22 protein-coding genes are annotated in these 24345 nt (G+C 63.5%); 12 read left to right on the forward strand and 10 right to left on the reverse strand.

Annotated elements, in window-relative coordinates; translation table 11 throughout:
* Nucleotides 1–108 precede the first annotated feature (108 nt).
* Together NLY33_RS02405 and NLY33_RS02410 are read left to right on the forward strand one after the other, a co-directional pair.
* Nucleotides 109–993: a phosphotransferase family protein gene (locus NLY33_RS02405; RefSeq protein WP_023703531.1), complete on the forward strand. Its 885-nt coding sequence runs from the start codon at nt 109–111 to the stop codon at nt 991–993.
* On the forward strand, nt 990–3443 hold the full coding sequence (locus tag NLY33_RS02410; RefSeq protein ID WP_023703532.1) for a GcvT family protein: 2454 nt from the start codon (nt 990–992) through the stop codon (nt 3441–3443). The genes NLY33_RS02405 and NLY33_RS02410 overlap by 4 nt, the downstream gene beginning before the upstream one ends.
* Before the next feature lie 12 nt (nt 3444–3455).
* Here NLY33_RS02410 and NLY33_RS02415 read toward each other — a convergent pair whose 3' ends face one another.
* Complete coding sequence (locus tag NLY33_RS02415; RefSeq protein WP_023703533.1) at nt 3456–4088, reverse strand: class I SAM-dependent DNA methyltransferase; 633 nt, start codon at nt 4086–4088, stop codon at nt 3456–3458.
* Nucleotides 4089–4194: 106 nt separating this feature from the next.
* Here NLY33_RS02415 and NLY33_RS02420 point away from each other — a divergent pair, with 106 nt between their 5' ends.
* Nucleotides 4195–5097 carry a phosphotransferase family protein gene (locus NLY33_RS02420; protein ID WP_023703534.1) on the forward strand — a complete coding sequence of 301 codons (903 nt, stop codon included), beginning with the start codon at nt 4195–4197 and terminating at the stop codon, nt 5095–5097.
* Nucleotide 5098: 1 nt separating this feature from the next.
* On the opposite strand, the gene NLY33_RS02425 is transcribed toward NLY33_RS02420, so the two are convergent.
* Nucleotides 5099–6022, reverse strand: coding sequence for a DMT family transporter (locus NLY33_RS02425; RefSeq protein ID WP_023703535.1), 924 nt, complete (start codon nt 6020–6022; stop codon nt 5099–5101).
* A gap of 72 nt (nt 6023–6094) precedes the next feature.
* Nucleotides 6095–7375 (reverse strand): amidohydrolase family protein, encoded by a 1281-nt coding sequence (locus NLY33_RS02430; RefSeq protein WP_023698914.1) that lies wholly within the window; start codon nt 7373–7375, stop codon nt 6095–6097.
* 175 nt (nt 7376–7550) lie between these two features.
* Here NLY33_RS02430 and NLY33_RS02435 point away from each other — a divergent pair, with 175 nt between their 5' ends.
* Nucleotides 7551–9308 carry an ABC transporter ATP-binding protein gene (locus NLY33_RS02435; RefSeq protein WP_023698913.1) on the forward strand — a complete coding sequence of 586 codons (1758 nt, stop codon included), beginning with the start codon at nt 7551–7553 and terminating at the stop codon, nt 9306–9308.
* 67 nt (nt 9309–9375) lie between these two features.
* Here NLY33_RS02435 and ilvD read toward each other — a convergent pair whose 3' ends face one another.
* Nucleotides 9376–11220 carry a dihydroxy-acid dehydratase gene (ilvD, locus tag NLY33_RS02440; RefSeq protein ID WP_023692643.1) on the reverse strand — a complete coding sequence of 615 codons (1845 nt, stop codon included), beginning with the start codon at nt 11218–11220 and terminating at the stop codon, nt 9376–9378.
* Between the two features lie 270 nt (nt 11221–11490).
* On the opposite strand from ilvD, the gene NLY33_RS02445 reads away from it, so the two are divergent.
* A complete protein-coding gene (locus NLY33_RS02445) occupies nt 11491–11961 on the forward strand; it encodes a VOC family protein (protein ID WP_023685112.1) in 471 nt (156 codons plus the stop codon).
* 177 nt (nt 11962–12138) lie between these two features.
* On the opposite strand, the gene NLY33_RS02450 is transcribed toward NLY33_RS02445, so the two are convergent.
* Nucleotides 12139–13731 carry a peptide chain release factor 3 gene (locus tag NLY33_RS02450; RefSeq protein WP_023685113.1) on the reverse strand — a complete coding sequence of 531 codons (1593 nt, stop codon included), beginning with the start codon at nt 13729–13731 and terminating at the stop codon, nt 12139–12141.
* 138 nt (nt 13732–13869) lie between these two features.
* On the opposite strand from NLY33_RS02450, the gene NLY33_RS02455 reads away from it, so the two are divergent.
* Nucleotides 13870–14943 carry an NAD(P)/FAD-dependent oxidoreductase gene (locus tag NLY33_RS02455; RefSeq protein ID WP_023703536.1) on the forward strand — a complete coding sequence of 358 codons (1074 nt, stop codon included), beginning with the start codon at nt 13870–13872 and terminating at the stop codon, nt 14941–14943.
* Here the strand turns inward: NLY33_RS02455 and NLY33_RS02460 are convergent.
* From NLY33_RS02460 to NLY33_RS02470, 3 genes are all read right to left on the reverse strand, one after another.
* Entirely contained in the window at nt 14937–16310 is a 1374-nt protein-coding gene (locus NLY33_RS02460) for an amidase (protein WP_023703537.1), read from the reverse strand. The two genes, NLY33_RS02455 and NLY33_RS02460, sit on opposite strands and share 7 nt — an antisense overlap.
* 301 nt (nt 16311–16611) lie before the next feature.
* Nucleotides 16612–17406 carry a class II glutamine amidotransferase gene (locus NLY33_RS02465; RefSeq protein ID WP_023703538.1) on the reverse strand — a complete coding sequence of 265 codons (795 nt, stop codon included), beginning with the start codon at nt 17404–17406 and terminating at the stop codon, nt 16612–16614.
* Nucleotides 17407–17421: 15 nt separating this feature from the next.
* On the reverse strand, nt 17422–17676 hold the full coding sequence (locus NLY33_RS02470; RefSeq protein WP_023685117.1) for a DUF6356 family protein: 255 nt from the start codon (nt 17674–17676) through the stop codon (nt 17422–17424).
* Nucleotides 17677–17790: 114 nt separating this feature from the next.
* Between NLY33_RS02470 and NLY33_RS02475 the strand changes: the two genes are divergently transcribed.
* From NLY33_RS02475 to NLY33_RS02500, 6 genes are all read left to right on the forward strand, one after another.
* Nucleotides 17791–18261, forward strand: a complete 471-nt coding sequence (locus NLY33_RS02475; RefSeq protein ID WP_023690042.1) for an Lrp/AsnC family transcriptional regulator — start codon at nt 17791–17793, stop codon at nt 18259–18261.
* A gap of 85 nt (nt 18262–18346) precedes the next feature.
* Nucleotides 18347–18832 carry a dUTP diphosphatase gene (dut, locus tag NLY33_RS02480; protein ID WP_023690041.1) on the forward strand — a complete coding sequence of 162 codons (486 nt, stop codon included), beginning with the start codon at nt 18347–18349 and terminating at the stop codon, nt 18830–18832.
* Complete coding sequence (locus NLY33_RS02485) at nt 18833–19492, forward strand: HAD family hydrolase (protein WP_023703540.1); 660 nt, start codon at nt 18833–18835, stop codon at nt 19490–19492. It begins immediately after the preceding gene.
* Between the two features lie 176 nt (nt 19493–19668).
* Nucleotides 19669–20487 (forward strand): hypothetical protein, encoded by an 819-nt coding sequence (locus NLY33_RS02490; protein WP_245261097.1) that lies wholly within the window; start codon nt 19669–19671, stop codon nt 20485–20487.
* A 76-nt stretch (nt 20488–20563) separates the two neighbouring features.
* The gene (locus tag NLY33_RS02495; protein ID WP_023672876.1) at nt 20564–21367 is read left to right on the forward strand and encodes an isocitrate lyase/PEP mutase family protein; all 804 of its coding nucleotides are present in this window, start codon (nt 20564–20566) and stop codon (nt 21365–21367) included.
* Between the two features lie 12 nt (nt 21368–21379).
* Nucleotides 21380–22378, forward strand: coding sequence for a proline racemase family protein (locus NLY33_RS02500; RefSeq protein WP_023703542.1), 999 nt, complete (start codon nt 21380–21382; stop codon nt 22376–22378).
* A 5-nt stretch (nt 22379–22383) separates the two neighbouring features.
* Here NLY33_RS02500 and NLY33_RS02505 read toward each other — a convergent pair whose 3' ends face one another.
* Both NLY33_RS02505 and NLY33_RS02510 read right to left on the reverse strand, forming a co-directional pair.
* Nucleotides 22384–23085, reverse strand: coding sequence for a sulfate transporter family protein (locus NLY33_RS02505; RefSeq protein ID WP_023672874.1), 702 nt, complete (start codon nt 23083–23085; stop codon nt 22384–22386).
* A 197-nt stretch (nt 23086–23282) separates the two neighbouring features.
* Complete coding sequence (locus NLY33_RS02510; RefSeq protein ID WP_023698956.1) at nt 23283–24185, reverse strand: DMT family transporter; 903 nt, start codon at nt 24183–24185, stop codon at nt 23283–23285.
* Nucleotides 24186–24345: the final 160 nt, after the last annotated feature.

Below are 24345 nucleotides of genomic sequence, written 5' to 3' on the forward strand. Positions count from 1 at the left end.
GGATAGGAGTTCCTGCGTCCCGCACCGACGAGATTTTTTGCGTTTCCCAACGCTCGTTGCGCGGCGCATGGCGCCCAGGAAAGCTCCGCAAAAGTCAGGGATGGCCCCGTGACTGCTGAAGACCGCATCCGGGCCTTGCCTTGCTGGAATGGCAGCATCGACATTGCGCCGCTGCCGGGCGGCCTCAGCAACGCCAACTATCTGGTCAAGGACGCGGCCGGGCGGCATGTCGTGCGCTTCGGCCAGGACTATCCATTTCACCACGTCTTTCGCGACCGCGAGGTGATGACGGCCCGCGCGGCGCACGCCGCAGGCTTCGCGCCGGCGGTCCGCCATTCCGAACCCGGCATCATGGTCACGGAATTCCTCGGCGCGAAGACCTATGTCGCCGAGGATGTGCGCGCCAATATCGGCCGCGTCGCAGCGCTTATGCGCGGGTTCCATCGCGAGATGCCCAATCACATCTCCGGCGCCGGCTTCATGTTCTGGGTCTTCCATGTCATCCGCGACTATGCGCGAACGCTGAGCGAAGGCGGCAGCCGCAAGCGCGACGAGCTGCCCAGGCTGCTGGCTCTGGCCGACGAGTTGGAGCGGGCCCAGAAACTGCTGCCGATCGTCTTCGGCCACAATGATCTTTTGCCGGCAAATATTCTCGACGATGGCGACAGGTTGTGGCTCATCGATTTCGAATATGCCGGTTTCAACACCGCGATGTTCGATCTTGCCGGCGTTGCCTCCAACGCCGAGATGAGCGACGCGGAGTCCTTCACTTTCCTCACGGCGTATTTCATGCGCGAGCCGGATGAGGCGATCCGCCGCTCGCACGCGGCCATGCAATGCGCCTCGCTGCTGCGCGAGGCGATGTGGAGCATGGTTTCCGAACTTTACCTCGACGCGCCCGGCATCGACTACGTCGCCTACACCGCGGAGAACCTGACGCGGCTCGACGCGGCGCTGGACAATTACCGCACGAAGTACGGGACACAGTCATGACATTGCCTATACATGCCGGCATCGTCGTCATCGGCGGCGGCATTATCGGCTGTTCGACGGCCTATCACCTGGCGCGCGACCACAAGGCCGATGTCGTGCTGCTGGAACAGGGCAAGCTGACCTCGGGTTCGACCTGGCATGCGGCCGGGCTGGTCGGCCAGTTGCGCTCGTCGGCCTCGATCACCCGCGTGCTCAAATATTCGGTCGAGCTCTACAAGGGACTGGAAGCCGAAACCGGGCTCGCTACCGGCTGGAAGATGACCGGGTGCCTCAGGCTTGCGACCAATGCCGACCGCTGGACCGAATATAAACGGCTGGCGACGACGGCCAGGAGCTTCGGCATGGACATGCAGTTGCTGTCGCCGGGGGAGGTCAAAAAGATGTGGCCGCTGCTGGAGACCGGCGACCTCGTCGGCGCCTCCTGGCTGCCGACCGATGGGCAGGCCAGCCCCTCCGACATCACGCAGTCGCTGGCCAAGGGCGCGCGCATGCATGGCGCCAAGCTGTTCGAGGACGTCCGCGTTACCGGCTTTGACATGACGGACGGGCACATCACCGCGGTGAAGACCAACAAGGGCGACATTGCTTGCGACAAGGTGGTGAACTGCGCCGGGCAATGGTCACGCCAGGTCGGCGCGATGGCCGGCATTTGCGTGCCGCTGCAACCGGTCAAGCACCAGTACATCATCACCGAGAAGATCGACGGGCTGGCGACCGACGCGCCGACAATCCGCGATCCCGACCGCCGCACCTATTTCAAGGAAGAGGTCGGCGGGCTGGTGATGGGCGGCTATGAGCCGAACCCGCAGGCCTGGGCGACCGGCCTGCCCGGCGGCGATGTCCCCGATGACTGGGAGTTCCGCCTGTTCGACGACGACTACGATCATTTCGAACAGCATATGAGCCAGGCGATCGCGCGCGTGCCGGCGCTGGAGACGGTCGGCGTCAAGCAGATGATCAACGGGCCGGAGAGTTTTACGCCGGACGGCAATTTCATCCTCGGTGTCGCGCCCGAATGCGCCAACATGTTCGTCGGCGCCGGCTTCAACGCCTTCGGCATCGCTTCCGGCGGCGGCGCCGGCTGGGTGCTGGCGCAATGGGTTGTCGATGGTGAAGCGCCGCTCGACCTTTGGGTGGTCGACATCAGGCGCTTTTCCAATTTGCACCGCGACCGGCAATGGGTCAGCGATCGCACGCTGGAAGCCTATGGCAAGCATTACACGATCGGCTTTCCGCATGAGGAGTACGTCTCGGGCCGGCCGCGCATCGTCTCGCCGCTCTACGAGCGGCTGAAAGCGCACCGCGCGGTGTTCGGCTCCAAGCTCGGCTGGGAACGGCCGAACTGGTTCGCGCCGCAGGGCGCCACATCCGAAGACATTTATTCCATGGGCCGGCAGAACTGGTTTGGCCCGGTCGGCGAGGAGCATCGCCATGTGCGCGAGAAAGTCGGCATCTTCGACCAGTCGTCCTTCGCCAAATACGAAATGACGGGTTCGGATGCGGCTAAGGCGCTGGACTGGATCTGCGCCAACGATGTCGCCAAGCCGGTGGGACGGCTGACCTACACGCAGCTTCTCAACACGCGCGGCGGCATCGAGGCCGATTTGACGGTGGCCAGGCTCGCCGAAGACAAATTCTACATCGTGACCGGCACCGGCTTCCGCACGCATGATCTCCCCTGGATCGGCGACCATGTCGGCAAGGGTCTCGACGTGACGCTGAAAGATGTCACTGAGGATTTCGGCACGCTGTCACTGATGGGACCGCGGGCCCGCGACGTTCTGGCTGCCGTGACCGATGCCGATGTCTCGAACGCCGCCTTCCCGTTCGGCCATATCCGCGAGATCACGACTGCCGGCCATACGGTTCGGGCGTTGCGCGTCACCTATGTCGGCGAGCTTGGTTGGGAATTGCATGTGCCGATCGCCGCCACCGGCGAGATTTTCGACACGCTGATGGCGGCAGGCAAGCCGCACGGCATCCGGCCGATCGGCTACCGGGCGCTGGAATCACTTCGGCTGGAGAAAGGCTACCGCGCCTGGGGCTCCGACATCACCCCCAACGACACGCCTCAGGAGGCCGGCCTCGGCTGGGCGGTGAAGCTGAGGAAGAACACCGATTTCGTCGGCCGGCGGGCGCTCGAAAAGATCAGCGGCGCCGACCTGAAGAAACGCTTTGCCGGCTTCACGGTCGACGATCCCGATATCGTGCTGGTCGGGCGCGAGACGATTTTGCGCAATGGCGAACCGGTCGGCTATCTCACCAGCGGCGGTTATGGCTACACGCTGGCTAAGAACATCGGCTATGGCTATGTCCGCAACGCCGATGGCGTCAGCGACGATTTTCTCAGCTCAGGGGACTATGAGCTGGTGGTCGCGATGGAACGGACGCCGGCCAACATTCATCTCGAACCGATGTACGATTCTTCGATGAGCAGGATCAAGGCGTAGACGAAACCTGGATTAGCTCACACGGAGTACAAGGCCGCGGCTGGGCACGGTGTCAGCCTCGCCCGGCATCGAAACATAAGGCGCAGTCTCCTCGGCACGAACGACCCTGACCTCAGCCTCGAGCGCAGCGATGCGATCGGCAAAGCCGGCGTTCCACAGCGTGTTCTTGATGGTCAGCACGATGACGCCACCGGGACGGCAGACGCGGATCAGTTCGTCCAGCCCCTCGGCGCCGACATGGCCGGAGGTGAAAACGCCGGCCGAGACGATGCCGGCATAGGCATTGTCGGCAAAGGGCAGTGGCCCGCCGAGCGCCAGGCAATGCAGCGCCGAATAGACGCCCTTTGCCGCCGCTTTAGACAGCATGCCTTGCGAAATATCGAGCGCTTCGACCTGGGGATAGCCGGTGATGGCCAGCCACTCGCCGATCAGCCCGGTGCCGGCGCCGGCGTCGAGAAGCGGTGCGGCGCCGCGCGGCAGATGGCGGGCCAGCAGGGCCAGGCAGATCGTCGGATGGCGGTAGCCGGCGGCCGACATGTCGGCATCGTAGGTTTCCGACCAACTGTCATAGATCGCGGCGACGTCCTCGGGCCGTTGCGCCGAATAGGCGGCGCCAAGCCCGCCATGATCCTTGTTGCCCGCCATGGCTGTTTCTCCGCCAGCTCGCTGCTCACCCTCGATCGGATGATAGCCAAACGGCGAAAACTGTGGAACCGTTGTCGGAAGAAATAACACGCCAGGGGCAACAGGCATGGGGACCGACGAGGCACGCGCAACACTTGCGGCAATTCCGGCATTGGCGGGCTATGACGGACCGCTTGAGCGGCTGGGCGGGATGACCAATCTCGTCTTTCGGGCCGGCGTTATCTGCCTGCGTATCCCCGGCAAAGGCACCGAGGAATATATCAACCGCGCCAATGAAGCGGTGGCGGCGCGTGAGGCGGCCAAAGCCGGCGTCAGCCCCGAAGTGCTGCATGTCGACCCCGAGACAGGCGTGCTGGCGAGCCGCTTCGTTGCCGGCGCCGTGACGATGTCGCCGGAAAAGTTCAAGCTGCGCGCCGGCAGCCCGGCCCGCGCCGGCGAAGCCTTCCGCAAGCTGCACACGTCCGGTGCGGTATTTCCGTTCCGCTTCGAGCTGTTTGCGATGATCGACGACTATCTCAAGGTCTTATCGACCAAGGAAGTCGCCTTGCCGCCGGGCTACCACGACGTGGTGCGCGAATCCGACACCGTGCGTGCGTCCCTTGCCGCGCATAGACTGCCGATTGCCGCCTGCCATTGCGATCCACTGTGCGAGAATTTTCTCGATACGGGCGAGCGGATGTGGATCGTCGACTGGGAATATTCGGGGATGAACGACCCGCTCTGGGACCTCGGCGACCTCTCGGTCGAAGGCCGGTTCGACACCGCGCAGGAGGAAGAGATGATGCGCGCCTATTTCGGCGGCGAGGCAAAACCGGCCGAGCGCGGCCGCGTCGTCACCTACAAGGCGATGTGCGACCTGTTGTGGACGCTCTGGGGCCTTATCCAGCTTGCCAACAACAACCCGGTCGAGGATTTCCGCGCCTATGCCGACGGCCGCTTCGCCCGTTGCAAGGCGCTGATGGAAACGCCTGAGTTTTCACGGCATCTGGCGGCGGTGCGCCAAGGTTAGGTCAATTCACGCCTTTCGGCACGTTCTCCGGCGGCACGACTGTTTCGACCACCTTCTGGCGGTGGAAGATGAACAGGCCGGCGAGCACGACGATGGCCGAGCCGATCAGGATGCGCGGTCCCGGCACGTCGCCGAAGAAGGCCAGGCCGAAGATCACCGCCCATAGAAGCAGGCTGTAGTGCAGCGGCGCCAGCGTCGAGGCAGGGGCCAGTTTCAGCGCCCTGGTAATCATCAGATGCGCGCTGCAGGAGACGATGCCGAGCAGGAGCATGGCGCCGAAATCGAGTGCCGAGGGCGTCTGCCAGGCGCCTATGGTCATCACGCCGCCGACCAGCAGCGTGCCGATAGTCTGCCAGGTGACCAGCGTTGTGTCGCTGGTGCCGCGCAGGCGGCGGCTGAGGATGATGGCAAAGGCGAAGGCGATGCTGCCGACCAGCGCGAACAGCGAGGACTGCGAAAACGCCGCCGAAGAGGGTTTCAAGATGATCAGCACGCCGCAGAAGCCGACCAGGATGGCGGCCCAGCGGCGCCAGCCGACCTTTTCGCCGAGCAGGAAATGCGACAGCGCCGCCACATAGATCGGCCCGGCCATGTAGAAGCTCATCACGTCGGCAAGCGGAAGATAGACGACGGCGGCATAGAACAGCGCCGTGTCCGCCGTGGTCGCCAGCACGCGCAGAATCTGGAGGACCGGCCGCTCCATCCGGAACAGTCTGCGGGCGCCCTGGTTGGCGATCATCGGGCCGAGCACGATGAAGGCCCCGATCGATCGGATCAGCACCACCTGCCCCACCGAGAAGCTGGCGACCAGCCATTTGCCCATAGCGTCGTTCAGCGCGAACATGAAGTCGCCGGCCAGCATCAAAAGGATGCCGGCCAAAAGCACGTTCCTGATGGTAAAGGTGCGGACGAGCGACTGGGCCATGCGGCTCCCTAGCTGCAAGCGGCCGCTTTGACGAGGCAAATCGGTAAGACCAGCGGCGGAAATCGGCTGTTTCTACGCAGTTTTGTGCCGCCGGTTTACCTGTCCGGGACGGCCGGCGATCGACAGCCGTGTCTCCTGCTTCGTGCGCTCGGCCACCACCTTGCCCCTGGCGACGACGCACAGCCGTTCGGCACGTAACCTCAAGGCCTCGATCGGGTTGCCGGCATCGAGAATGACGAAGCTGGCGCGCTTGCCCACGGCAAGGCCGAGATGATCGAGGCCCATGATGGCGGCGTTGACATTGGTGACCATGTCGAAGCAGCGCGCCATGTCGGCAGGGCTCGACATCTGAGCGACGTGGAGGCCCATGAAGGCGACGTCGAGCATGTCGGCGGTGCCGAGCGAATACCAGGGGTCGAGAACGCAATCCTGGCCCCAGCCGACGCGGATGCCGAGCGCCTGCATCTCCTTCACCCGGGTCATGCCGCGGCGTTTGGGAAACGTGTCATGGCGGCCCTGCAGCATGATGTTGATCAACGGATTGGGGATCGCCGACACACCGGCCTCGGCAATCAGCGGCAGGAGCTTGGAGACGTAATAATTGTCCATCGAGTGCATGGAAGTCAGGTGCGAGCCGGCCACCTTGCCCTGAAGGCCAAGGCGGTGGGTCTCATAGGCAAGCTGCTCGATGTGGCGCGACAGCGGATCGTCGGTCTCGTCGCAATGCAGGTCGACCATCAGCCCGCGCTTCGACGCGATTTCGCACAATTCGGTCACCGAGCGCGTGCCGTCGGCCATGGTGCGTTCGAAATGCGGGATGCCGCCGACGATGTCGACGCCCATGTCGAGCGCGCGGATGGTGTTGTGGCGCGCCGTCGGCGAGCGATAAAACCCGTCCTGCGGGAAGGCGACCAATTGCAGGTCGATATAGGGCGCGACAATCTTCTTGACGTCGAGCAGCGCCTCGACCGCGAGCAACCTGTCATCGCAGACATCGACATGGGTACGGATGGCGAGCAGGCCCATCGAGACCGCCCAGTCGCAATAGGCGAGCGCCCGCTCGCGAACCGCGTCATGCGTCAGGAGCGGCTTCAGCTCGCCCCATAGCGAAATGCCCTCCAGCAGCGTACCCGAAGCGTTGATGCGTGGAATGCCGTAGGACAGCGTGGCATCCATATGGAAATGCGGATCGACGAAGGGCGGCGAGATCAGATTGCCACGGGCGTCGATCGACGTGCCGGCGCTGACATGCAGTTCGGGCTCGATGGCGACGATCGTCTCGCCGATGATGCCGAGGTCGGCGACGGTGCCGTCGGGCAGCGTTCCGCCGCGCACAACAAGGTCGAAATCCATCTGTCGTCATCTCCCCGCAGATCAATCGCCGCAATCGTGGCGCAAAAGACACCGTGCCGCAGCCGATTGTCTCCGCGACAGCGAAAGGTTCCATCCGGCCACAACTCGCTCTATAAGCCGCCTTTCGCCCTGGTGGCGAATCCGAAATTCGTCAGTCAGGCATGGGATCGGCCATTTGTTTCGCTTCTTCCGTTCGACGGAAAACCAGCGCCTTATCGCAAGGCTTTTGCGGGAATCCTTTCACGCGCATAGATTTGGCTACGCTGCGGCCATTCTGTCGATGCTGGTGGTGGCGGCAACGACAGCAGCCAGCGCCTATATGCTGCGCGAAATCACCAATGAATTCGTGGTTTACAAGCGGATTGGGCAGGTCAATCTGATCGCGGCGGCGACCGGAGCGATTTTCATTCTCAAGGGCTTCGCAAACTTCATCCAGGCCTACTTCATGAGCAGGGTCGGCAATGCCATCATCGCCGACCGGCAGCGCAAGATCTATGACAGCATTCTTGCGCAAGGCATCGAATTCTATCATTCGACCTCTTCGTCCGAACTGATTTCGCGCATGACGAACAATGCCCAGGCCGCGCGCAGCGTGCTCGACCAAATCGTCACGTCCTATGTTCGCGACCTGGTGACGCTGGCTGCGCTGGTGGGTGTGATGGTCTGGCAGCAGCCGGCGCTGTCCCTGATCTGTCTGGTGATCGGGCCGATCGCCATTTACGGCGTCAATCGTATCCTGAAGCGCGTCCGAAAAATTGCCTCGCAAGAATTCCGTTCGCTCGGCCAGATCGTGCAGGTGATGCAGGAAACGGCGATCGGCGTGCGCGTCGTCAAATCCTTCGGCCTCGAAGGCGCCATGCGCAAGCGCATGTACAAGGCCGTGTCGGACGTGGAGAGCCGCGCCAACAACATCGCCACGCTGGAGGCCGCCACCAGCCCGGTGATGGAAACACTTGCGGGGCTGGCCATCGCTGGCGCCGTTTTTGTCAGCGGCTTCCTGGTTCTGGGCGGCGGCGGTCAGATGCCGGGCAACATCATGGCGTTCATCGCGGCGCTGCTGTTGGCCTATGAGCCGGCCAAGCGCCTGGCCCGCGTACGCATCTCGCTTGAAACCGGCATTGTCGGCGTGCGCATGATGTTCCAGCTCGCCGACCGGCCGCTGACGCTGGCCGAAAAGCCGGATGCAAAGCCGCTGCGGGCCGGGCCGGGCGAGATCCATTTCGACAATGTCAGCTTCGCCTACCCCGAAAGCGCGCCGGTGTTCGAGGGACTGGACCTGACGCTTGCCGCAGGCAAGATGACGGCGCTGGTCGGACCCTCGGGCAGCGGCAAGTCGACCATCCTCAACCTGATCATGCGCATGTACGACCCGCAGGTCGGCAGGGTGATGTTCGACGGGCAGGACATTTCTTGTGCCACGCTCACCTCGGTCAGGGAAAAGATCGCCTATGTCAGCCAGGACACGTTCCTGTTTGCCGGCACGATCATGCACAACATCAGGCTCGGGCGCGAGGGCGCCACGGACGAGGAAGTAATGGCCGCCGCAAGGGCCGCCAATGCACATGACTTCATCAGCGCCCAGGCGAAAGGGTACGACACGGATGTCGGCGAGAATGGCGCGCTGCTGTCAGGCGGCCAGCGCCAGCGCATCTCGATCGCGCGCGCCATGCTGCGCAATGCCGAAATCCTGCTGCTCGACGAGGCGACCAGCGCGCTCGACGCCGAATCCGAGGCGCTTTTCCGCGACGCGCTGCAGCAGCTGACGGTCGGGCGCACCACCATCGTCATTGCCCACCGCCTGTCGACCGTGCACCAGGCCGACACGATCGTGGTGCTGGAGGCCGGCAAGGTGGTGGAAAGCGGCGCGCATCGCACGCTGCTCAACCAGGGCGGGCTGTATCAGAAGCTTTACGAATATCAGCTGATGCCGTGAGCTTTACCCTCCCCCTTGTGGGGAGGGTCGCTGCGCAGCAGCGGGGTGGGGGTCGGCGCCGCACCCCTCACTCCGGTACGTGCCGCACCGCGCCCTTGTCGGCGCTGGTGGCGAAGGCGGCGTAAGCGCGCAGCGCGGTCGTCACCTTGCGCTTGCGCTTTTCCTCGGGCTTCCAGGCCATGGCGCCCTTCGCCTCCATGGCCGCGCGGCGCGCGTCGAGTTCAGCGTCGCTGACAGCAAGCCGGATCGTGCGGTTGGGGATGTCGATCTCGATCGTATCGCCTTCCTGCACCAGTCCGATCGTGCCGCCTTCCGCTGCTTCGGGCGAGGCATGGCCGATCGACAGGCCTGATGTGCCGCCGGAGAAGCGGCCGTCGGTGACCAGCGCGCAGGCCTTGCCGAGGCCTTTCGACTTTAGATAGCTCGTGGGGTAGAGCATTTCCTGCATGCCGGGACCGCCGCGCGGTCCTTCATAGCGGATGACGACGACATCGCCGGCCTTGATTTCGTTGGACAGGATCGCCTTCACGGAAGCGTCCTGGCTTTCGAACACGCGGGCCGGGCCGGTGAACTTCAGGATCGACTCGTCAACGCCGGCCGTCTTCACGATGCAGCCGTCGAGCGCCAGATTGCCTTTCAGCACGGCAAGGCCGCCGTCTTTCGAGAACGGCGTCTCGGCTGAGCGGATGACGCCCTTCTCGCGGTCGAGGTCGAGCTCGTCCCAGCGGCGGTCCTGGCTGAAGGCGACCTGTGTCGGCACGCCACCCGGAGCGGCGAGAAAGAAGTCGCGGACGCTCTGGCTCGAGGTGCGGGAGATGTCCCAATGGTCAAGCGCTTCGCCCAGGCTTGCCGTATGCACCGTGGGCAGGTTGCGGTTGAGCAGCCCGGCATTGTCGAGCTGGCCGAGGATCGCCATGATGCCGCCGGCGCGGTGGACGTCTTCCATATGCACGTCGGACTTGGCCGGTGCGACCTTGCACAGCACCGGAACGCGGCGTGACAGCCGGTCGATGTCTTCCATGGTGAAATCGACCTCGCCCTCATGGGCGGCGGCCAGGATATGCAGCACGGTGTTGGTCGAGCCGCCCATGGCGATATCGAGCGTCATGGCGTTCTCGAAGGCGCCTTTGGAGGCGATGCTGCGCGGCAGTGCCGACTCATCATCCTGCTCGTAGTAGCGCTGGGCGAGATCGACGATGAGATGGCCGGCCTCGACGAACAGCCGCTTGCGGTCGGCGTGGGTTGCGAGGGTCGAGCCATTGCCGGGTAGCGACAGGCCGAGCGCCTCGGTCAGGCAATTCATCGAATTGGCGGTGAACATGCCGGAGCACGAGCCGCAGGTCGGGCAGGCCGAGCGTTCGATGACCTTGACGTCCTCGTCGGAGATCTTGTCGTCGGCGGCGGCAACCATGGCGTCGACCAGGTCGAGCGCTTGTGTCTTGCCGGCGAGCACCACCTTGCCGGCTTCCATCGGCCCCCCGGAGACGAAGACGCTTGGGATATTGAGGCGCAAGGAGGCCATCAGCATGCCGGGCGTGATCTTGTCGCAATTGGAGATGCAGACCATGGCATCGGCGCAATGCGCGTTGACCATATATTCGACCGAGTCCGCGATCAGCTCGCGCGACGGCAGCGAATAGAGCATGCCGTCATGGCCCATGGCGATGCCGTCATCGACGGCGATGGTGTTGAATTCCTTGGCGACACCGCCGGCCTTCTCGATCTCGCGCGCCACCAGCTGGCCAAGGTCCTTGAGATGGACATGACCCGGCACGAACTGGGTGAAGGAATTGACCACCGCGATGATCGGCTTGCCGAAATCCGAGTCCTTCATGCCGGTGGCGCGCCACAGGCCGCGGGCGCCGGCCATGTTGCGGCCGTGGGTGGTAGTGCGGGAGCGATAGGCAGGCATGAATGTTCCTTGGCTGGTTGGCTGCGCTCAACGCGGAGCGTGGCGGCGCTTAATTTGGACCGCGGGGTTTATAGACCGGCAAGTATGGTCTGGCCACATTTTTGCAATGCGCCAGAGTCTCGCTGAAATCAGGGTTTCGAAAAAGATTGCCGGCCAGTGTCGGATCGCTAGCCCGGCATCCGTCCTTGGGACGACGGCAAGGGAATGGCACCATTTCTATAAGTCAGCCGCTTCACCTGTAACCGCAACCAAACACCCGAGGAGCATGACATGCAAAAGATCACCACCTGCCTGTGGTTCGATGGCCAGGCCGAAGAGGCGATGAATTTCTACGTTTCCATCTTCAAGAACTCGAAGGTACTGAGCGTGCTGCGTTGGCCCGAAGGCCATACCGATGCCGGCAAGGCGCTGGTAACCACGTTCGAACTCGACGGCGTGCAGTTCCAGGCGCTGAACGGCGGACCGCAATTCAAGTTCAACGAGGCGATGTCACAGTCGATCGACTGCAAGACGCAGGAAGAGGTCGACTATTTCTGGGACAAGCTCATCGAAGGCGGCGGCGAACCGTCGCAATGCAGCTGGCTGAAGGACAAGTTCGGCGTCTCCTGGCAAGTCGTGCCGGAGCAACTGCCGCGCCTGCTTCTGGATCCGGACCGGGCCAAGGCCGGGCGGGTGATGTCGGCGATGATGCAGATGAGCAAGATCGATATTGCCAAGATCGAGGAAGCTGCGAAGGGGTGAGAAGCGGCCGCGTAGCGGACGAAAAGCCAATTGCTTTGCTTTTCGAGCTTCGAACGCCCTGAGCCACGCGAACGGCCGGCGCGCCTTGGAGCCAATTGACCCTTCAAGGTCGGCGCTGCCCCTCATCCGCCCTCGGGCACCTTCTCCGCGTAAGCGGGCAGAAGGAAAAGGGGCGCCTTACGCCGCCTTGTCGCGGACCTGGTAGTCCTTGATGGTGGCGAAGCGGATCGCCCTCCAGCGTTCGGCTTCGTAGTTCAGCGAGAAGGCGTTCTGGGCCAGAAACACCGGGTCGTTGTCGAGATCGCGGGCGATGTCGCCGCGATGCGCCTCAATGAAGCGAAGCGTTTCGGCCTTGTCGTCGGCAGAGATCCAGCGGCAGACCGAGAAGCGCGACATTTCGAATTCGACCGGCAGCGTGTATTCGAAATTCAGCCTTTCCTTCAAGACGTCGAGCTGCAGCGCGCCGACAACGCCGACGATGGCCGGCGAGCCGTCTTCCGGCGAAAACAGCTGCACGACGCCTTCCTCGGCCATCTGGTGCAGCGCTTCCTTGAGTTTTTTCGCCTTCATCGCGTCGCCGAGGCGCACACGGCGCAGGATTTCCGGCGCGAAGTTGGGTACGCCGCGGAACAGTATCTCCTCGCCTTCGGTCAGCGTATCGCCGATACGCAGCGTGCCGTGGTTGGGAATGCCGACGACATCGCCGGCAAACGCTTCGTCGGCGGTGACGCGGGTGCGGGCAAAGAAGAACTGCGGCGCCGACAGGCTCATCGGCTTGCCGGTGCGCACCAGCTTGGCCTTCATGCCGCGCTCGAGCTTGCCCGAACAGACGCGCACGAAGGCGATGCGGTCGCGATGGTTGGGGTCCATATTGGCCTGGATCTTGAACACGAAGGACGTCATCTTCTCCTCCGTCGCCTCGACCTTGCGGGTGTCTGCGTCCTGCGCACGCGGCGGCGGGCCGAAGGCGCCGAGCGCCTCGATCAGGTCGCGCACGCCGTAATTGCGCAGCGCCGAGCCGAAATAGACCGGTGTCAGATGGCCTTCGCGGAAGGCGTCGATGTCGAGCGGGCGGCAAGCCTCGCGCGCGAGCTCCAGCTCCTCTATGAAGGCCTCGCGCTCGTTTTCCGGCAGCAGGCCGGCGACGCGGTTGGAGTCGGGGCCGTTGACCGGCGTGCGGTCTTTCTCTGCATCGCCCCTGCGCACAGCGTTGAGCGCCAGGTGGTAGGTGCCGGCAAAAGTCTTGCCGCGGCCGATCGGCCAGGTGATGGGGGCAGTGTCCAGCGCCAGCTTCTGCTCGATCTCGTCCAAAATCTCGAAGGGGTCGCGGCTTTCGCGGTCCATCTTGTTGATGAAGGTGATGATGGGGATATCGCGCAGCCGGCAGACCTCGAACAGTTTCAGCGTGCGCGGCTCGATGCCCTTGGCGGCGTCGATGACCATGACGGCCGAGTCCACCGCCGACAGCGTGCGGTAGGTGTCGTCGGCAAAATCCTCGTGGCCGGGCGTATCGAGCAGGTTGAAGACATTGTCCTCGTATTCGAAGGTCATCACCGAGGTGACGACCGAAATGCCGCGCTCGCGCTCGATCTTCATCCAGTCGGACCGCGTCTGGATGCGGTCCTTCTTGGCCTTGACCTCGCCCGCAAGCTGGATGGCGCCGCCGAACAGCAGCAGCTTTTCGGTGAGCGTCGTCTTGCCGGCGTCTGGGTGGGCGATGATCGCGAAAGTGCGGCGGCGCGATACCGCCTGTTCGATGTCTTCAGCCAATTTCTGGAATCCTGTCTGTGGCGCGGGCTTCTAGCAGCGCATTGCTGGCCTGTCGACAGTTTCGGGCCGGCAGGCCGACCACACTTGAGCTTGAATCGTTACGGTGGCATCAGAGGAGCCCATTCTGAGAGGTCCGGTATGAGCAGCGCTAAAGAAGTCATCGTCATTGGCGCCGGCATTATCGGGGCGTCCATCGCCTGGCACCTGACCAAGGCCGGGGCGCGGGTGACTGTGATTTCCGATAGTGGTGCCGGCGGCGTCGCCACGCCAAACTCCTTTGCCTGGATCAACGCCAGCTGGGGCAATCCCGAAATCTATTTCCGGCTGCGCATCCGTGCGATGGCCGAATGGAAGCGGCTGGCAAACGAGCTGCCCGGCCTGCCGCTCGCCTGGTGCGGCGGGCTGTGCTGGGATCTGCCGGCCGACAGGCTCGAAGCCTACGCGGCTGAGCACGCTTGCTGGGGTTACGGCATCGAACGCGTCGACGCCGGGCGGGCAGCGCAAATCGAGCCCAATCTCGTCGAGCCGCCGGAATTCGCTGTCTATGTCGCGGAAGAAGGCGTGGCCGAACCGGTCGCAGCGGCCAAGGCGCTGCTGGCCGACGCAGAACGGCAAGGTGCGCGCGTTCTCTCCAGTTCTGTAACCGCACTTGTCCAGACCGATGGCAGGATTGCCGGTGTCGATACATCGCATGGGCTGATGCCAGCCGAAGAGGTGGTGATCGCAGCCGGTGTCGGGGCGCCCGATATTGCCGCTACCGTCGGCATCAAGCTGCCGATCGAGACGCCGCCCGGTCTGATCGTCCACTCGCAGCCCTACAAGAAGCTCCTCAACGGGCTGGTGCATGCCGAAAAGCTGCATATGCGCCAGACGGCGGAGGGCCGCATCATCGCCGGCTCGGATTTCGCGGGGAGCGATCCCGGTGAGAATCCCGACGCCACGGCGCGCGAGCTGTTTGCAGCAATGAAGGCGGCTTTGCGCGGCGCCGACGAACTGGAATTTGATTTCCACACGGTTGGCTACCGGCCGACGCCGATCGACGGCTTTCCGATCATCGGCCGCGCCGAGGGCACGGAAGGTCTCTATGTCGCCGTCATGCATTCCGGCATAACGCTGGCGCCGGCGGTCGGGCTGTTCGCCACGCGCGAAATTCTCGACGGCGAGCGTGATCCGCTGCTGACGCCTTATTGGTTGGGTCGGTTTGCTCAGTAGCCCGGCGGACGCTTGAAGCCGCCGGTCAGCGCTTCGATCGCCTTGGCGATGCCGAGCAGCCGCGATTCCGACCAGCGCTTGCCGACCAGTTGCAGGCCGATAGGCAGGCCGTCGCGGTCTTGCCCGCAGGGCAGCGAGAGTGCCGGATGGCCGGAATAATTGAAGACCGCGCCATAGGCCGGTAGCATCCAATAGCTTTGCTCCTTGCCGTCGACTTCGATCGGCGTGCCGGGCTCACAATGCGCGAAGGCCGTGGTCATGGCGACCGGGCACAGCAAGGCATCGCAGGTTTCGAAGAACCTGTCCCAGGCCAGGATCGAGCGGTCGCGGCGAGCGAGCGCCTCGAACCAATTGGTGATCGGCGTTGGCTGCTCCGGCGGTTCGGGCTGCGCTGCCTCCAGCATCATGCCGATCAGATCGCCGCCCTGCCCCAGATCGTGATGCAGATCGATCTCAGGCAAGTTCGCTTCTTCCACAATCACCCCTGCTGATTGCAACCGCTTGGCCAGGCTTTCGGCGGCGACAGCGATTTCGCCAGCCACCGGAAAGCCGGTGATGGACGGCGCCACGGCGATGCGCAATGTCTTGAGGTCTAGCCTGAGCATGGCCTCTACGGGCACCGGCGCGAGGTCCGTGTCTGCTCCGTCCGGGCCGGCGATGATTTTGTAGATCAGCGCAAGATCCTCCACGCTGCGCGCCAGCGGGCCGAGGCAGGACATCAGCCGCACGCTACGCGCCGCGCCGTTCGGATCGGGGAAGGCGCCGGCCAGGGACACGCGGTGCTCGGTCGGTTTCAACCCGTAGACGCCGCAAAAAGCCGACGGCAGGCGGATCGAATCCTGCATGTCGGTGCCGACATCGAACGGCGTCATGCCGGCCGCCACCGCTGCCGCTGCGCCACCGCTGGACCCGCCTGACGTGCGCGAGCGGTTCCACGGATTGCTGGTGCGACCGAACAGCGGATTGTCCGATTGCCAGTCGCCCAGCATCGTCGCGACATTGGTCTTTCCAATCAGGATGCCGCCTGCGGCTTTCAATCGGGCGACGACCGGGCTGTCTGCCTTTGCCACATAGTCGGCGAATGGTGCGAAACCAACCGTGGTCTTCATGTCGGCCGTTTCGTGCGTATCCTTCAGGGTGAAGGGCACGCCATGCAGCGAGCCGAGCGCATCGCCATGCGCCAATGCCACGTCGGCGTTTTCAGCGCGCTCACGGGCGCCTTCGAGGTCGAGATTGACGATGGCGTTGACGGCCTCGTTGTGTCGGTCGATTTGGACCAGATGGGCGTCCAGAGCTTCGACGGCGGAGATCTTTCGCGCCGCGATTGCGGCGGCGAGATCGATGGTAGAGGAAAAGGCGAGGTCCATGATTGCTCCGGCTGCTGCCAAACGTATCGCGGTTTAAAACCAAGTTCAGCATTCGGAGATCATCGGCGCTTGATCAAAATTGCGCTTGCCGGTCGGTTGAGGTTGGCGCTCTACGGCGCCCCCCTCTGTCCTGCCGGACATCTCCCCCACTTTGGGGGGAGATTGGCAGCTTTGGCTTCGGCGCCCCTTTTCCTGCGTTGAAAATTGGCGAAGGCCGCCATGACCTCCAATCTCCCCCCTCGTGGGGGAGATGTCCGGCAGGACAGAGGGGGGCGCGAAGGAATGCGGCTTAGACTAGGGCCTAGACGACCAGTGCCAGCCTTGCCACAGCCGGCACGAACGGCCGAATGCTCATCCCATCGCCAGTGATCGTGACAAAACTCGCCGGCGGGATCGCCTGCCAGTCGCCGCCTTCGCGGTCGAAGGGTTCGGACACGATGCAACGACCGCCGTTGCGGAGCGACGTGTACAGCGTCGGTGCGTGGGCATCGCTTGCGTAGCGCACGGCATAGAGCGCGCGCCCATCGGAAAGGGCTGCAGTGAGTTTCAAGGCCGGTTCGAGACCGGCGTGGCGTGACGCCTCCAGAACCCGAGCGGTGGCGCGCGATACTGCCCCTTGCGGGTCGCCAGCAAGACCCTCGTCGATCATCAGCAGGAAAAGCAGCTCGGAATCGGTGGTGCCTTCACGCTGGTCGAAGACGGCGTCGCAGAGCGAGTTCTCCAGCGCGCGGCGGATCTTTTCGAAGCCGCCGATCTGGCCATTGTGCATGAACGACCAGCTGCCGGAGATGAAGGGATGGCAGTTCATGCGGCTGGTGGCGCCGCCGGTCGACGCCCTGACATGGGCGAGGAACAGGCCGGATTTGATCTGCCGGCACAGGCTTTTCAGATTGGGATCCGACCAGGCCGGCAGGATGTCGCGGTAGAGGCCGGGCTCGGGCCGGTCGCCATACCAGGCAAGGCCGAAACCGTCTCCATTGGTCGGCGACTTGGCTTCCTGGGCGCAATGGCTCTGGGCAATCAGCGAGTGGCAAGGCGCGGTGACGACGTCTTCGAGGAAGACCGCTTCACCCAGATAGGCCGCCCATCGGCACATCGCTTCTAACCAATCCTAGGCGCGATCCAAGAGAGCCTGGGGCTCCTTGACCGCGTGCGAGCCTCTGTTGTGCGTCCGTTCATAGAGTTCGCGAACGATTCGGCTTGCCGTAGTTTCGAAGAGAAACGGCAAGAAAGCGTGAACGAGTGCCGCACCAGCGGCCATCAGGAGGCGCGAGCAGAACCAGGCGGCAAAGGCCATATGGCTGAAATAGGTCTCGCCCACCTTGGCCGGGTGAGAGGTGAACAGCTTCGAAAACAGCGTCGTCATGGTGATCCCTCCTGCCGGGATAAGCCCCGATGTGGGTATCCTGCCACGGGGTAAAGGTTCATCGGTCTCAATTTGTCCTTGTCTAACGCCGTGGTTCGGGACATTCATCCCAACATGGCGCTTGAATTTGATGAAATCGACCGAAGATTGCTGGCCGAGCTGCAACGCGACGGCACACTGTCGGTCGATCAGCTCTCCGAAAAAGTGTCGCTGTCGCGCAACGCCTGCTGGCGCCGGGTCAAGCGGCTGGAAGAGGACGGCGTCATCACCGGCCGGGTGGCGCTGGTCGATGCCGACAAGCTCGGGCTCGGGCTTTCGGTGTTCATCCTGATCCGCACGTCCAATCATGACCCGGACTGGCTGCAGAAGTTTCGGGCGGCGGTGACCGGTTTTCCCGAGATCACCGGAGTCTATCGCATGTCCGGCGATCTCGACTACGTGCTGCGCGCCCGCGTCGCTGACATGAAGGCCTATGACCGGCTCTATCAGCGGCTGATCGCCAAGGTGGCGCTGTCGGACGTTTCGGCCTCCTTCGTCATGGAGGAGATCAAGGAGACGACGGTCGTTCCGGTGGAATTGCGCTAGGTCACACTGGCGCCCGAAAGAAAGCCGTTGATAGGCCTGCGGACGAGTTGACCGAATCCCCGTTCGCGCCGATAGGATCGATTTTATGCGCGCAGCCCTCCACAATTCCTCCGTCATCGGTCCAACCGTCGGCTTCGTCAGGTTGCCGCATGGCGATGGACTTCCCCTTCCCGCTTACGAAAGCACCGGCGCCGCCGGCATGGATCTGCGCGCCGCGGTGCCGGAAGACCGGCCGCTGCTGATCCTGCCTGGCAAGCGCGCCTTGGTGCCGACCGGTCTGATCCTGGAAATTCCCGAAGGAATGGAAGGCCAGGTGCGGCCGCGCTCCGGCCTTGCCTTCAAGCATGGGCTGACCGTCCTCAATTCACCAGGCACGGTCGACAGCGACTATCGCGGCGAGGTTAAGGTGCTGCTGGTCAACCTCGGCGACGAGGATTTCGCGGTGACGCGCGGCATGCGCATTGCCCAGATCGTCTTTGCCGCGGTGACGCAGGTGACGGTTGAGGAGCGCTCGCTGGCCGGCGCCACGACGCGCGGCGCGGGCGGGTTCGGATCGACCGGCACCGCCTGAATGAGCATACCGAAACTGGTCATCTTCGACTGCGACGGAATCCTGGTCGACACCGAGAACCTTGCCAACCGGCGGCTTGCCGAGTGGTTTGTTGCCGCCGGTTATCCCACCACATTCGAATATTGCCGCAAATATTTTTCCGGCCGCAGCATGGCTTCGGTGCAGAAGGAAATCGAAGAGACGACCACGGTGCGGCTCGGCGCCGATTTCGTCGATCGCTGGAATGCCGGCCTGCCCGATCTGTTTGCGCATGGCGTCGAGCCGATCCCCTATGTGCGCGACTTCATCGAGGCGGTTCGCGCGGCCGGCATTCCCTATTGCGTCGCCACTTCTGCGCGTATCTCGAAGATGCACATCACGCTCGGCCAGACCGGGCTGCTGCCGCTGTTCGAGCATGCCATGTTCTCTTCGACCATGGTCAGCCGCGGCAAGCCGTTCCCGGACCTGTTCCTGCATGCGGCAAAGACCATGGGTTTTGCGCCGGCCGACTGCATCGTCATCGAGGACAGCGTTGCCGGCACGCAGGCCGGCATTGCCGCCGGCATGCGTGTCTATTCCTATCATGGCGATCCCTATTCCGACCGCGATGGCCTGGCCAGCGCCGGCGGCGTCCTGTTCGACGACATGCGCGAACTTGCCGGGCTGGTGCCGATCCACTGAAGCTGTGTTAGGTTCCGCGCGGCCAGCCTGAGGCGCCCATGCCAACGAACCTGCTTCGCTCCATCCTAAAGCGTTTCACCGTTTCATGGAAACGGCGAACCGCTCTACCTTATTGTTTTGTTGCAATTTCCGGCCGGAAAACCGCACACACTTTTCCTGAAATTGCTCTAGCGCTTGTGCTGCTGCCGTGGCTTTGGACCGCAGCCGGCGCGCAAGCCGTCAGCTTCCCGGAATTCGGCAGCGCCATCCCCGGCCACATGGATGTGACCTATCTGGACCTCGCAAGGATGGTCATTCCCGGCCTCGCAGGTGACAGCAACGGTTTCTACCGGGGTGGATTGCCGATCGAGATGCGCCACATCGAGGGACCGGATGGCGGCGGTTCGCCGCCTGAGACATCGGGCCTCTCCAACGCCGGCGTGCTCGCCATCAAGGCCGGGGGCAAGGACCGGCTGGCGATGCTCTACGACCTCGGCGACTCTCCCGACAGCGCCGAAGGCTATGCCGTGCTGGCGCTCTACGACATCACAGACAAGCCGAAGCTGCTCGACGCCGTCAATGTCGCGCTCGACCGCGGCACCTATTTCCGTGAACCGGGCAAGCTTTCCGTTGGGCCGAACGACGACATCGTGATCACCATGAGCGCGCATTTCAATTCAAGCCAAAACTACGCGATCACGCCGCTGATCATGGTGCGCGACGACAAATTCCAATTGATCGACATGATCTTCACCTTCGATGAGAACCTGTGCGCCTACAGCCGCAAGCAGGACGTTGCTTTCCAAACGATCGCTGACGGGCAGCCTTATGCCGCAGTCAAAGTGACGGTGACCGACGCCACGGTGCTCAACGGCGAGAGCTGCGACGGCCAGCCGCCCAAGCCTGAAGCCCACGCAATTTCCGTTGCCTATCATTGGGACAAGAAGACGTTGCACTACGTCAAGGATTCCGACGCGCTGGACAGATTGGCAGGAGAGAACGCCAAACGCTTCTGAGCCAACCGCATTCGTTTGCCCGGTGCATTTCTGCACGATAGAATCTGCCGATATTCCGCATCTGAAGGGAGCACTCATGGACAAGGGCAAGATCTTTCGCGACCTGCACGCCTCGACCTTCGTCATGCCCAACCCCTGGGATGTCGGCACGACCAAGCTCCTGGCCTCCTTCGGCTTCAAGGCGCTGGCGACGACCAGCGCCGGTTTTGCCTTCTCGCGCGGCCTGCCCGATGGCGCAGTGACCTTCGAGGCGATGATCCACCATTGCCGCGAGCTGACGGCGGCAACCAGCCTGCCGGTGTCGGCCGATCTCGAGAAAGGCAAGGGCGACAGCGCGACGAGTGCCGCCGAGACGGTTTTTGCGGCCGAAGCGGCAGGTCTCGCCGGCTGCTCGATCGAGGACCATACCGGCGATCCCGACAAGCCCATCTATGAGTTTTCACACGCCGTCGAGCGCGTTGCAGCTGCTGCTGAAGCCGCACGGGCGCTCAAGCATGATTTCGTCTTCACCGCGCGGGCCGAGAATTTCCTTTGGGGCAAACCGGATCTCGACGACACGATCAAGCGGCTGCAGGCCTTCGAAAAGGCCGGCGCCGACGTGCTCTATGCGCCGGGCCTCAAAGATGTCGAGACCATCCGGAACGTCTGCTCGGCAGTGAGCAGGCCGGTCAATGTCATGGCACTCCCGGCCTTCACCATCGCCGACCTCGCCATGGCCGGGGTCAAGCGCATCTCGCTTGGGCCGTGGCTGACCAATTTCGCCTTCGGCATGCTGGAAACCGCGGCGCGAGAGATCCAGCAGGACGGCACGTTCGGCTTCACCCGCGCCGCCATGCCGTTCGGCAAATTGCAGGCGCTGTTTTCCAAATCCTCAGGCTAGGGGTCCCGGCGCATGACGCTCACCGTCGTCGACATGCACACCGGCGGCGAGCCGCTCAGGATCGTCACCGGCGGCTATCCAGACATTCCCAAAGGCACGATCCTGGAAAAGCGCGCCTATGTGCGCGACCACCTCGACCATTTGCGCAAGCTGCTGATCTTCGAGCCGCGCGGCCACTACGACATGTATGGCGCGCTGCTGGTGGAGCCCGACCTGCCCGGCGCCGACCTGGCCGTGCTGTTCATGCACAATGAGGGTTATTCCACCATGTGCGGCCACGCCATCATCGCGCTTGGCCGCTACGCCGTCGACGAAGGACTGGTGGCGAAACAGGAGCCAATCACCATGGTCAACATCGAGGCGCCGTGCGGCTTGGTCGTCGCTTCGGTGGAGGTCAAGGACGGCAAAGCGGGATCCGTGTCGTTCGAAAGCGTGCCGGCCTTTCTGTTTGCCCATGACCAACAAATCGAATTGGCGGGATACGGCAAGATTGCGTTCGACATCGCCTATGGCGGCGCCTTCTACGCGCTGGCCGACTGCCATCAATTCGGCCTGGAGTTCGGCCGCAGCCGGGTGCGCGATTTCGTCGACGCGGCAACCGCGCTGACCGAGCGGCTGAAGGCGGAGTTCCCTCTATCGCATCCCGACCATGCCGATCTCGCTTTCCTCTACGGCACCATCCTCACCGATGGACGAGATGCGTTCTCCAGCGAGGCAACGAAAAACATCTGCGTCTTTGCCGATGCCGAGGTCGACCGCTCGCCGACCGGCTCCGGCGTCACCGCGCGGCTGGCGGCAATGCATGCCAAGGGTGAAATCAACCCTGGTCAGGAGCGGTCCTTCGAAAGCATCGCCGGCTCGCGCTTTTCCGGAGCGGTGGCGCGCACGACCATGGCCGGCCCGCATGATGCGATCATCGCCCGCGTCGGCGGCCGCGCCTACTATTCGGGCCGGGCGGAATTCACCGTCGAGCCGGATGACGAATTGGGACGCGGTTTTCTTCTGCGTTGATAGGCCTATCGCCCGGCGCTCTCCCGCGCGCCGACCGCCTTGTGCAGATGCACCATCATGGCGGCGGCAAAGAGCGGCGTCAGCAGGTTGAGCAGGGGCACGGCGAGGAAGGCAGCGATGAGCAGCCCGGCCAGAAAGACGGTGCCGGCATATTTCCGGCGCAACGCCCTCGCCTCATCTTCCGGGCGGAAGCGCATGGCGGCGAATTCGAAGAATTCACGTCCGAGCAGATAGCCGTTGACGATGAAGAAGGCGGCGATGTTGACGCCTGGAACCAACAGAAGGAGCAAGGCGACGATGTTGCCCAGGATGACGACGCCGAAGAATTTCACCGACAACACGAGCGAGCGCAGCGCCGGCATGGCGCGTCCGACGGGATCGGCCGGATAGTCGGTGCGCTCGACCACTTCGGCGATGTCGTCGAGAAACAGGCCGGCCACGATTGCCGTCACCGGCGCGATCAGCAGCGCCATCCCGAAGGCAAGCGCGATGGCAGCGATGATGCCGCTCAGCCATCCGGCCCAGGACGGCAGGCCGGGCAGCAAGGAGTGAACCCATGGCAGGGCCAGCCAATCGACAAGCCCGGTCAAGACGAACCACAAGGCGACCAGCGCCAGGACGGTCAAGCCCAGCGTCTTCAGGAAAACCGCGCGGAATTCGGGAGAAAACAGCCGGCTGAAGGCGGCGCGGGCAGCGTTGGAGATCACGGCGTTTCACCCCCAGGAACAAACGGAAATCTCCGACATAGGCGGAGACCCTGTCAGCCGCAAGCCTGCCGGAGCGGGCGCAATTCCGGACGGGAACTAGAGGATGATCCCAAAAAGTGGGTACCGGTTTTTGGACAAGATCATGCTCCAACAAAGGGTTAGATCATGATGAGATTTCAACCAAATCTCATCATGATCTAGCGCGCCAGCGCCCGGGAGCGGGCGGGGATGGTCATCGCCGCAACGCCGGCGACGACGCAGCCCATGCCCCAGAAAGCTGTCGGCCCAAGGCTCTCGCCGAGGAACACGACGCCGATTCCGACGCCGATCGGCACGCGCAGATAGGCCTGCGACGTCGTGCCGACCGAACCAAGCGTGTGGATGAGGCGGAAAAAGATGCAGAAGGCCAGCGCCGTGGAGAACACCGACAATGCCAACAAGGCCAGTATCGACGCCATTGAAGGCGACAGGGTCCACGGGCGGTCGAAGGCCAGGCTCAAGGGGACGAGGATGACTGCGCCGCACAGCATCGAGCCGGCGGCCGGCAGCATCGGGTCGAGTCCCCTAAAGCCGCGGCCAAAGATGGCGGCGCCGGCATAGCAGACCGTGGCGGCAATGACGGCAAGTTGCGCCCACAATTGATGGCCGAGCCCGCCAAGCGCCTGGGTGCCGACGATCAGGCAAATGCCGGCAATGCCGGCACCGACACCGAACAGCTTGCGTGCGGTCACGGATTCGTGGCGGGTGATAAGCGCGGTCAGCAGGAAGGTGAAGATCGGCGAGGTCGCGTTCAGAATGGTGGCCAGACCGGCGTCGATGGAGCGCTCGGCGGCGGCGATCAGCGTGAACGGCACGACGCTGTTGAGGCAGGCCTGGACCATGAACCGCCACAAGGTCGCGCCGTCCTTGGGCATGGAAAGGCCGCGCCAGCGGATCAGCGCGAGCAGGATGGCGCCGGCGATCAGGGTGCGAGCAGCGATGAAGGTTATCGGCGGGATCGTCTCGACACCGATCTTGATGAAGGTATAGGACGCGCCCCACAGGGCGGCCAGCACGCCAAGCAGCGCCAGTTCGGTGGCCATGTCGGTCTTTGCTTGCATGCAGGGTGCTTCCAGCGCTTGATCTGAGGCCAAGCTTGTAGGCGACCCGGCGGTCAGATGCTTCGGCCACGGTCGAACTGTGATGGAGCCTCGTCCCAGGCGCGCGCGCCGGCCTGGGCCGGCAAAGGGTGGAAATCGGTTGCCATTTTTCGGGGTGATG

The organism is Mesorhizobium sp. C432A (genome assembly GCF_030323145.1).
Taxonomy (GTDB): domain Bacteria; phylum Pseudomonadota; class Alphaproteobacteria; order Rhizobiales; family Rhizobiaceae; genus Mesorhizobium.